Annotated in this window: 11 protein-coding genes; all 11 read left to right on the forward strand. The window is 37.0% G+C overall.

Going from position 1 to position 10,125, the window contains the following annotated elements; genetic code table 11:
• Nucleotides 1–13: 13 nt before the first annotated feature.
• Nucleotides 14–904 carry an Hsp33 family molecular chaperone HslO gene (hslO, locus tag ACIQ4I_RS20320; RefSeq protein WP_403099496.1) on the forward strand — a complete coding sequence of 297 codons (891 nt, stop codon included), beginning with the start codon at nt 14–16 and terminating at the stop codon, nt 902–904.
• A 147-nt stretch (nt 905–1,051) separates the two neighbouring features.
• Nucleotides 1,052–1,987 (forward strand): cysteine synthase A, encoded by a 936-nt coding sequence (gene cysK / locus ACIQ4I_RS20325; RefSeq protein ID WP_403099498.1) that lies wholly within the window; start codon nt 1,052–1,054, stop codon nt 1,985–1,987.
• A gap of 141 nt (nt 1,988–2,128) precedes the next feature.
• A complete protein-coding gene (locus ACIQ4I_RS20330) occupies nt 2,129–3,520 on the forward strand; it encodes an anthranilate synthase component I family protein (RefSeq protein WP_403099515.1) in 1,392 nt (463 codons plus the stop codon).
• The gene (pabA, locus tag ACIQ4I_RS20335) at nt 3,517–4,101 is read left to right on the forward strand and encodes an aminodeoxychorismate/anthranilate synthase component II (RefSeq protein ID WP_403099501.1); all 585 of its coding nucleotides are present in this window, start codon (nt 3,517–3,519) and stop codon (nt 4,099–4,101) included. Before ACIQ4I_RS20330 ends, pabA begins: the two co-directional genes overlap by 4 nt.
• Nucleotides 4,098–4,937: an aminodeoxychorismate lyase gene (pabC, locus tag ACIQ4I_RS20340; protein WP_403099503.1), complete on the forward strand. Its 840-nt coding sequence runs from the start codon at nt 4,098–4,100 to the stop codon at nt 4,935–4,937. The genes pabA and pabC overlap by 4 nt, the downstream gene beginning before the upstream one ends.
• A gap of 4 nt (nt 4,938–4,941) precedes the next feature.
• Nucleotides 4,942–5,772 (forward strand): dihydropteroate synthase, encoded by an 831-nt coding sequence (gene folP / locus ACIQ4I_RS20345; RefSeq protein WP_403099504.1) that lies wholly within the window; start codon nt 4,942–4,944, stop codon nt 5,770–5,772.
• Nucleotides 5,773–5,862: 90 nt separating this feature from the next.
• Nucleotides 5,863–6,231, forward strand: a complete 369-nt coding sequence (gene folB, locus ACIQ4I_RS20350) for a dihydroneopterin aldolase (RefSeq protein WP_403099505.1) — start codon at nt 5,863–5,865, stop codon at nt 6,229–6,231.
• A complete protein-coding gene (gene folK / locus ACIQ4I_RS20355; RefSeq protein ID WP_403099507.1) occupies nt 6,228–6,749 on the forward strand; it encodes a 2-amino-4-hydroxy-6-hydroxymethyldihydropteridine diphosphokinase in 522 nt (173 codons plus the stop codon). Before folB ends, folK begins: the two co-directional genes overlap by 4 nt.
• Entirely contained in the window at nt 6,701–6,907 is a 207-nt protein-coding gene (locus ACIQ4I_RS20360; RefSeq protein WP_403099510.1) for a helix-turn-helix domain-containing protein, read from the forward strand. Before folK ends, ACIQ4I_RS20360 begins: the two co-directional genes overlap by 49 nt.
• A 73-nt stretch (nt 6,908–6,980) precedes the next feature.
• Nucleotides 6,981–7,964 carry a tRNA dihydrouridine synthase DusB gene (dusB, locus tag ACIQ4I_RS20365; protein ID WP_403099517.1) on the forward strand — a complete coding sequence of 328 codons (984 nt, stop codon included), beginning with the start codon at nt 6,981–6,983 and terminating at the stop codon, nt 7,962–7,964.
• Nucleotides 7,965–8,187: 223 nt separating this feature from the next.
• On the forward strand, nt 8,188–9,633 hold the full coding sequence (gene lysS, locus ACIQ4I_RS20370; protein ID WP_403099518.1) for a lysine--tRNA ligase: 1,446 nt from the start codon (nt 8,188–8,190) through the stop codon (nt 9,631–9,633).
• The last annotated feature ends 492 nt before the right edge of the window (nt 9,634–10,125 follow it).

A 10,125-nucleotide genomic window follows, 5' to 3' on the forward strand; every position in this document is an offset into this window, starting at 1 on the left:
AAGAGGAAAAATAATGGCTGATTATTTAGTAAGAGGACTTGGATTTAATGGTAGTGTTCGAGCATTCGCAGTAAGTACAACAGATACTATAGCGGAAGCACAACGTCGTCATAACACATGGCCTACAGCTTCTGCAGCACTTGGACGTACGATGACTGCATCTGTAATGATGGGCGCTATGTTAAAAGGTGATGATTCAATCACTGTTAAAGTAGATGGTAAAGGTCCAATCGGTCCTATGATTGTAGGCGCAAATGCAAAAGGTGAGGTTCGAGGTTATGCAACGCATCCACAAGTACACTTTGATTTAAATGCACAAGGAAAGTTAGATGTTCGACGTGCGGTTGGAACTGAAGGATCCTTGACAGTTGTGAAAGACCTTGGTATGCGTGATCATTTTACAGGACAAGTACCTATTGTTTCTGGTGAAATTGCAGAAGACTTCACTTATTACTTTGCGAAATCTGAACAAGTACCATCATCTGTTGGGCTAGGTGTATTAGTCAACACAGATAACACAATTCTTGCAGCGGGTGGATTTGTCATTCAAGTATTACCGGGTGTGGATGATGAAACAATTACAGAAATTGAAGAGCATTTATCAACTATTGAACCGGTCTCAAAAATGATTCAAAAAGGATACACACCAGAAGAAATTTTAGAAGCTGTTCTTGGTGAAGGAAATGTTCAAATTTTAGATACAATGCCTGTTAAATTCCAATGTACATGTTCTAAAGAACGCTTTGGTGCAGCAATGCTTAGCCTTGGTGAAAAAGAAATCCGAGATATGATTGATGAAGAGGGTATGGCAGAAGCTCATTGTCACTTCTGCGAAGAGAGATATCATTACTCTAAAGAAGAATTAGAAGGCTTTATCGAAGAAATTCACGAGCAAAAAAACTAGTTTAATGTCTAATGTAAATAAATAGACAAAAACAGCTTACATGATTTTAAAATGTAAGCTGTTTTTATTGACAAACTATTCCTAATAGTTGTAAAATAAAATTAACAAAACCTATTAAAATACTAGGGATTAGGAGTGGTTTAGGATATGAGTAAATTAGTTAATTCAGTAGTAGATTTAATCGGAAATACACCGATTGTGAAGTTGAATAATGTAACTGGTCCTAATGATGCAGATGTATATGTAAAAGTTGAATACTATAACCCAGGTAGTAGTGTAAAGGATCGTTTAGCATATGCTATGATTAATAAAGCAGAAAAAGATGGCTTATTAAAAGAAGGCAGCACATTAATTGAACCAACAAGTGGTAACACAGGTATTGGCCTTGCAATGGTAGCAGCAGCAAAAGGTTACAAAGCGGTAATCGTAATGCCTGATACAATGAGTATGGAACGTCGTAATTTACTTCGTGCTTATGGTGCAGAATTAATTCTAACTCCGGGTGCAGAAGGTATGAAAGGCGCTATTGCAAAAGCTGAAGAACTTTCAAAAGAAAACGGTTGGTTCTTACCACAACAATTTGAAAACCCTGTAAACGCAGTGATTCACCGCGAAACAACTGGTCCAGAAATCGTTTCTGCATTTGAAGAAGCAGGCCTTACACTAGATGCATTTATTTCAGGTGTTGGCACAGGTGGTACGATCACTGGCTCTGGTGAAGTATTAAAAGCTAAATTCCCAGAAATCGAGATTATTGCAGTTGAACCAAAAGATTCTCCAGTTCTATCCGGTGGTAAACCAGGACCTCATAAAATACAAGGTATTGGCGCTGGCTTTGTACCAGAAGTTTTAAATACAGAAGTAATCACTTCTATTTTGCCAGTTGATAACGATGATGCTTTCGAAACTTCTCGCAAAGTGGCAAGAGAAGAAGGTATTCTTGGTGGTATTTCTGCAGGTGCAGCAATGTATGCAGCAATTGAAACTGCAAAACGCCTTGGTAAAGGGAAAAATATTCTAGCTATACTTCCTGATAATGGTGAACGTTACTTAAGTACACCGTTATATAGTTATGAAGACTAATCTTAATGAATCTATAGGATCAGAAGAGTGCCTAATAATTAGGTGCTCTTTTTTTATTATTATTTTGCTAAATACATAGGTGTTGTTATACTGAAAGCAGATTTAGAAAGACATATATAACACGGAGGTTTTCAATTGAAAATTCAACTGGTGAAGTCCGAGTCTTTTTCGATGCAAAAAGATGTTTTTTTTAATAGCTATAAAAAGCAAATAGAAAACGAAACACATAGTGTATTTTTAGAAAGTGGTAGGGGTGGTACTAAAACGATTGCTGCTTGGAATCCACTTGCAGTCGTACAATCGATAGAAAATGGATTACAAATTGACTGGCGAGATGGTAAGCGTGAACAACATATAGGAGAACCACTCCATTTAATCGAAAAATTACTTTTACAATATAAAATTGATGCTCCAAGTGATTCATTTTATGGAGGGGCGATTGGATTTATCACTTACGATTATGTACGTCAAATTGAAGTGATTCCGAATATTGCTGAGGATGATCTTCATGTACCGGATATTTATTTTTATATAATGGACTGTTGGACAGTCTTGGATGTTGAAAATGAAAAGGCAACAGTAATGAAGTTATCTACAAGTGATGTAGATGTCGAGGAACTAGCAAACAGTTGGCAAACTGAACGTTCGAAAAGTTGTTTTGATGACACAACTGCTCAAAAAGTAAAGAACGATGACTCTCGCATAGTTTCAATGACAAACGAGCAGTTTAAAGATGCTGTTGAGCAAATTCAACATTATATTGCACAAGGTGATGTGTTCCAAGTGAACTTATCTGTTCGCCAGGCAAAAAAACTTGATGTAGAACCATTGATAATGTATGAAGCATTACGTACTTTTAATCCATCTCCTTATATGGCGTATATTAATTCGCCTAATTTTGCAATTGTTTCGGGGTCCCCAGAATTATTAATTCAGAAATATGGAGAAGATTTATCAACTCGTCCAATTGCAGGAACGCGACCACGTGGAAAAAATGATGCTGAGGATTTAGCGCTTGCTAACGAATTAATAAATCATGAAAAGGAACGTGCAGAACATGTCATGCTTGTAGATCTTGAACGTAATGACTTAGGGCGTGTCTCTGAATATGGTACGGTTCATGTTGATGAATTTATGGTTATTGAAAAGTACTCACATGTTATGCATATCGTGTCCAATGTACGTGGCAAAGTGGCTAAGGGGCAAAGTAATACCGATATAATTCGTGCTGTTTTCCCTGGAGGAACTATTACGGGGGCTCCGAAAATCCGCACAATGGAAATAATTGAGGAATTAGAACCCGTTCGCCGTGGACTGTATACAGGTTCAATTGGTTGGATTGGATTTAATGGAGATATCGAGCTTAATATTGTTATTCGTACTGCCTTTATCAAGAATGGAGTAGCTTATATTCAAGCTGGGGCAGGAGTGGTAATTGATTCAGTACCTGAACGTGAGTACATTGAATCGCTCAATAAAGCAAAAGCATTATGGCAGGCTAAAACAATGGCAGAAGGAGTAAACGCACTATGATTTTAATGATTGACAATTATGATTCATTTACATTCAACTTAGTGCAATATTTTGGTGAGCTGGGCGAGCAATTACTCGTAAAGCGTAATGATGTAATTACAATTAAAGAAATTGAATTGTTACATCCAGAAATAATTGTAGTTTCACCTGGTCCTTGTAGTCCAAATGAAGCTGGAATCAGCCTTGATGTTATTAATTACTTTGCAGGCAAAATTCCGATTTTAGGCGTGTGTTTAGGACATCAAGCGATTGCACAAGCGTTTGGAGGAAAAGTTATTCGTGCAAAACGTTTAATGCATGGTAAAACATCACCAATACATCACGACGATCAAGGTGTGAATAAAGGATTATCTAACCCTTATGTTGCAACAAGATATCATTCATTAATAGTTGAAAAAGAAACACTACCAGATTGTCTAGAGATTACCTCTTGGACAGAAGAAGGGGAAATTATGGGGATTCGCCACAAAGAACTTGCGGTTGAAGGAGTACAATTCCACCCTGAGTCAATTATGACGGAAGACGGTAAACAGCTTTTAAAAAACTTTATCGATACGTATTGTAAGGAGAGAGTGCAATGATTTGTTGGATGAATGGGGAGTATGTTGAGAGTACGGAACTTTCCGTTTCTCCAATTGATCATGGCTACCTATATGGATTGGGCTTTTTCGAGACATTTCGTACATATAATAATACGCCTTTTCTATGGGAAGAGCATTGCGCACGTATACAGAGGGCTTTAGAAGAATACCGTATTACGATGCCGTATACTTTCGGAAAATTACGGGATGTTATAATAGAACTAAATAAACGAAATGGACAAACGGATGGCTATTTTCGCTTAAACATTTCTGCGGGTGAAGGTGGTATTGGATTGGGAAATACACATTATCCAAACCCAAATGTCATTATTTTTCGTAAGGAATTGCCAACAGTTTCAAGAGGACAAGAGAAGAATGCTGTATGGCTAAATACGGTACGTAATTCACCCGAGCAAGCAATTCGTTATAAGTCCCATCATTATGCGAACAATGTACGTGCTCGTCTTGAATTACCTTCATCGAAAAATCTAGAGGGTTTTTTTGTCAATTCAGAGGGCTATGTTGCTGAAGGTATTACATCGAATATTTTCTGGGTAATAGCAAATGAGTTATATACGCCAGCTCTTTCTACAGGAATTTTACCAGGTATTACACGACAACATGTATTGAATCTGGCAAATGAATCAGGTCTTAATATACATGAAGGAAAGTATACACCGCAAGATTTAGAAAATGCAGATGAATGTTTTATAACAACATCTATTCAAGAGTTAATTCCTATTCGAGGGTTGGGGGAAAAATATTTCTTAGGAAATAAAGGGGCAATCTATCGGAAATTACACAAAATGTATATTGCGTCAATTGAAAAGGGGTAGAAGAATGAATCTTGATAAATATAAAGTGCTAACAATTGATGGCCATAAATTAGATTTTGCGAATGAAACATTTGTTATGGGGATTTTAAACGTTACACCAGATTCATTTTCAGATGGTGGAAAGTTTAACTCTGTTGAAAATGCGGTGAAGCACGCAAAAGAAATGGTTGCTGACGGTGCAAAAATCATTGATATCGGCGGTGAATCTACACGGCCAGGTCATACGCCTATCTCTGCAGAGGAAGAACTTTCTCGTATTATTCCTACAATAAAAGCTATTCGCTCAGAGGTGGATGATGTATTAATCTCAGTTGATACGTTTAAATCAGAGGTGGCACGTGCTGCTATTAAAGCAGGTGCACATATTATTAACGATGTTTGGGGAGCACAATATGATCCTGAAATTGCTAAAGTAGCTGCGGAACTTAAAGTGCCTATCATTTTAATGCATAATCGTACAAACGAAGATTATGGGGAAGATTTCTGGGCAGATACCAAAGCAGATTTAGAAAACAGTATTGATATTGCACATAAAGCAGGTGTGAAAGATGAATACATTTGGTTAGATCCTGGTATCGGATTTGCAAAATCACATGAGCAAAATATTGAAATGATGAAAGTTTTACCGCAACTTGTGGATATGGGATATCCTGTATTACTGGCAACATCACGTAAACGTATGATAGGAACAGTTCTTGATCTTCCTGTAGATGAACGTATGGAAGGTACTGGAGCAACTTGTTGTTATGGTGTAGAGAAGGGCTGTCATATAGTGCGTGTACATGATGTAAAACCAATTACGAGAATGATGAAAATGATGGATGCATTGAAATAAAAGCTGAAAGTACTCGTTTGATGCATTTCACTTTGTTAAACCAAATGATTGAGCATCAAATACTATTAAGCCATCACTAGGAGGTCCATAATGGATTACATTCATATTAAAGATTTGGAATTCTACGGTTATCACGGCGTATTACGAGAGGAAACAAAACTAGGTCAACGCTTTCGTGTCACATTAGCGATTGCGACGGATTTACAGCATGCTGGTGAAACCGATGAATTAGACAATACAGTTAGCTATGCTGAAGTGTATGATCTTTGCAAAGAAGTTGTAGAAGGGAAACCTTATAAATTAATCGAAGCCGTTGCAGAAAAAATTGCAGCAGTAGTGTGTGAAACCTATCCAAATGCTGTGAAAGGAATCCGTGTAGAAGTTATTAAACCAGATCCACCAATTCCAGGTCATTACAGAGAAGTCTCTGTAGAAATTACTAGAGGAGCGTTTGCATGAATGAAGTCTATATCTCGTTAGGATCTAATATGGGAGATAAAGAAGAGACCTTACGTCATGCTGTACAACTATTGCAACGACATGAGGCGGTTGAGGTTATTAAACTTTCTTCTATCTACGAAACAGATCCAGTTGGCTTTACAGATCAAGATGTATTTTTGAACATGGTTGTACTTGTAAATACTACATTAACAGCTCAAGAAATACTTGAAGTATGCCAAGAAATAGAACAAGAATTAAAAAGGATACGTATCATTCGCTGGGGTCCAAGAACGATGGACCTTGACATTTTACTCTATAATCATGACAATATTGAAACGGAGACGTTAATCGTACCTCATGCTCGTATGCATGAACGTGCATTCGTACTCGTACCTTTAGTAGAAATTGCTCCAGAGCTTAAGCATCCTCTGACTAATGAGGCATTACTAACAATGCTTGCGCAAGTTGGGAAAGAGGGCGTTATACAATGGAAAACAATCGCTGGGGTTTCAGAATTCGTGCATTCAGAAAGCTAAAAAGAATTAAACAAGCAGAATTCGCTAAAAAAACGGGTATACCACTATCGATTTTGGGGAAAATCGAACGGAGAGAACGTCATGTAAATGAAGAAGAGCTACAAATTATAGCAAATAATCTTGAAATAAATGTAAAAGAATTAAAAGGTGAAGCTTAATATTCACTAATCAAAAGGAGAGGAAACGGTGACTGGAATACAAGAAAAACCTTTTAAAATTGGCGATATCGTCATGGACAACCCTGTCGTACTCGCACCTATGGCTGGAGTTTGTAACTCGGCATTCCGTCTAACTGTTAAAGAATTTGGAGCTGGTCTAGTATATGCGGAAATGATTTCGGATAAAGGAATCGTCCAACGCAACAGCAAAACGATGAATATGCTTTATATTGATGAACGCGAAAACCCACTTTCACTTCAAATTTTTGGTGGAGACAAAGAAACATTAGTGGAAGCGGCTCAATATGTAGACAAATATACTACAGCAGATATTATTGATATTAATATGGGGTGCCCAGTCAATAAAATTATTAAATGTGAAGCGGGGGCTAAATGGTTATTAGACCCGAATAAAATTTATGAAATGGTTTCTGCAGTAGTAGATGCTGTAGATAAACCGGTTAGTTGTAAAATGCGTATCGGTTGGGATGAAGACCATGTCTTCGCAGTAAAAAATGCACAAGCTGCTGAACGTGCTGGGGCATCTGCTATTGCCATGCATGGCCGTACTCGTCTTCAAATGTATGAAGGAAAAGCGAACTGGGATATTCTAAAAGAAGTTAAAGAGAATATTAATATTCCATTCATCGGTAATGGTGATGTTGAAACACCAGAGGATGCAAAACGTTTGCTTGAATACACTGGTGCTGATGGTGTCATGATTGGACGTGCAGCACTAGGCGATCCTTGGATGATTTACCGCACAGTTGAATACCTTAAATCAGGTCAATTAATGCCGGAGCCACCCATTCGTGAAAAAATGGATGTTTGCTTACTGCACTTTGAACGATTAATGGCACTAAAGGGAGAAAATATTGCAGTACGTGAAATGCGTAAACACGCTTCATGGTACTTGAAAGGTGTGCGTGGCAACGGTAAGGCTCGTAACTGCATTAACCAAGCTGAAACAGCATTAGAATTACGTACTATTTTAAATGAACTTGTCAATGAAATTGAAGAACGTGACTCAAGCTCTCAATCTATTCAAATTGGCTAAAAGAGCTTTCTAGAAACCAAAAGTCGCCCTAATATAGTGGCGACTTTTTTCCTCTTGTCACATATAATGTTAGATTTAAAGGGGCAAATGAGTAGAAAGACGTGAATCGTTAGTGAAAATTGTGTACAATAAATACATTATGGACTGCTTAGCGGAACAATTATAAGGAGTGAAAATCGTGGCAGAAGAATTAAATGACCAACTTTTAGTAAGACGCCAAAAAATGGATTCTATAAAAGAAAAAGGTTTAGACCCATTCGGTCAACGCTTTGAACGCACACATTTATCAAACGAATTAAAAGACCAATATGCGGATGTATCAAAAGAAGATTTAGATGAAAACGAAAACCTAGAACAAGTGGTTATTGCAGGCCGTATTATGACAAAACGTAGTAAAGGTAAAGTTGGATTTGCTAACATCCAAGATCTTGGTGGTCAAATTCAAATTTATGTACGTAAAGATGCAATTGGTGAAGAGGCTTATGATATTTTCAAACACGCTGATCTTGGTGATATCGTAGGTATTAAAGGTACAATCTTCAAAACTCATGTTGGTGAATTAACTATTAAAGCTATAGAATTCACTTTCTTATCTAAGTCATTACGTACACTACCTGAAAAGTTCCATGGTTTACAAGATGTTGAACAACGTTATCGTCAACGCTATCTTGACTTGATTACAAATAATGATAGTAAACAAACTTTCATCACACGTAGCCAAATCATTCGTTCAATACGTACTTTCTTGGATGGCAAAGGCTTCTTAGAAGTTGAAACACCAATGCTAAATTCAATTGCTGGTGGTGCAGCAGCTCGTCCGTTCGTTACACATCACAATGCATTAGATGCAACTATGTATATGCGTATTGCAATTGAACTATACTTAAAACGCTTAATCGTCGGCGGACTGGAAAAAGTATACGAAATCGGCCGTGTATTCCGTAACGAAGGAGTATCTACACGTCATAACCCTGAATTTACATTACTTGAATTATACGAAGCATATGCTGACTTCCAGGACATCATGGATCTTACTGAAGATTTAATTGGTAATGTGGCTCAAGAAGTACTTGGTACAACTCAAGTTCAGTATGGCGAAGACACAATTGACCTTTCAAAAGGCTGGAAACGTCTACACATGGTAGATGCAGTTAAAGAAGCTACTGGTGTAGACTTCTGGAAAGAAATGACGAAAGAAGAAGCACAAGCTTTAGCCCGTGAACACCATATTGGTATTAAAGATACAATGGAAGTAGGGCATATTATTAATGAATTCTTCGAACAAAAAGTAGAAGAAACATTAGTCCAACCTACATTCGTATATGGTCACCCAGTGGAAATCTCTCCACTTGCTAAGAAAAACCCTGAAGATCCACGTTTTACTGATCGCTTTGAATTATTCATTGTACGCCGCGAACATGCAAATGCATTCACGGAACTAAATGATCCAATTGATCAACGTGAACGTTTTGAAGCACAAATGATTGAAAAAGAACAAGGTAATGATGAAGCGCAAGAAATGGATGAAGATTTCTTAGAAGCATTAGAATATGGTATGGCCCCTACTGGTGGTTTAGGTATCGGTATTGACCGTTTAATCATGCTTTTAACAAACTCTCAATCTATTCGTGATGTTTTATTATTCCCATTAATGCGTACGCGTGATTAATCTATAGATGAACTTATACGACGTTCTCAGAGCTATGAGAACGTCGTTTCTTGTTGTTTAATTGTTTTGTTTGTAAAATAACGTAGAATTATATACAATAGTAGACAAGCTGTAATAAATGAATCACAAGTGATTGACTATTAATTTTATTTTTCACAAAAAAACACTTGTGTAAATAATGATATGGTGATATAGTAATTGAGTTGCTAATTTATTTAGTACACCAGCTTTAAAAACAATTAAAAAAGTTGTTGACGTTTGAAAATAAAGCTGATATAATATTTAAGTCGCTAACAAGTGGTGACAACTTAGTTATAAGAGTTTAAAAGTTTTTAAAAAAACTCTTGACAGCAACAAGTCAGTATGATATAATAAGTGAGTCGCTAACGAGCGAATGTATGAACCTTGAAAACTGAACAAGCAAGACGTTAATCAATAAACTTTGTTTACTAACTTCTGTTAGTGACAAGGACAAACAATAGATATCATCTT

The organism is Rummeliibacillus sp. NPDC094406 (assembly GCF_044763875.1).
In the GTDB taxonomy this organism is placed as follows: domain Bacteria; phylum Bacillota; class Bacilli; order Bacillales_A; family Planococcaceae; genus Rummeliibacillus.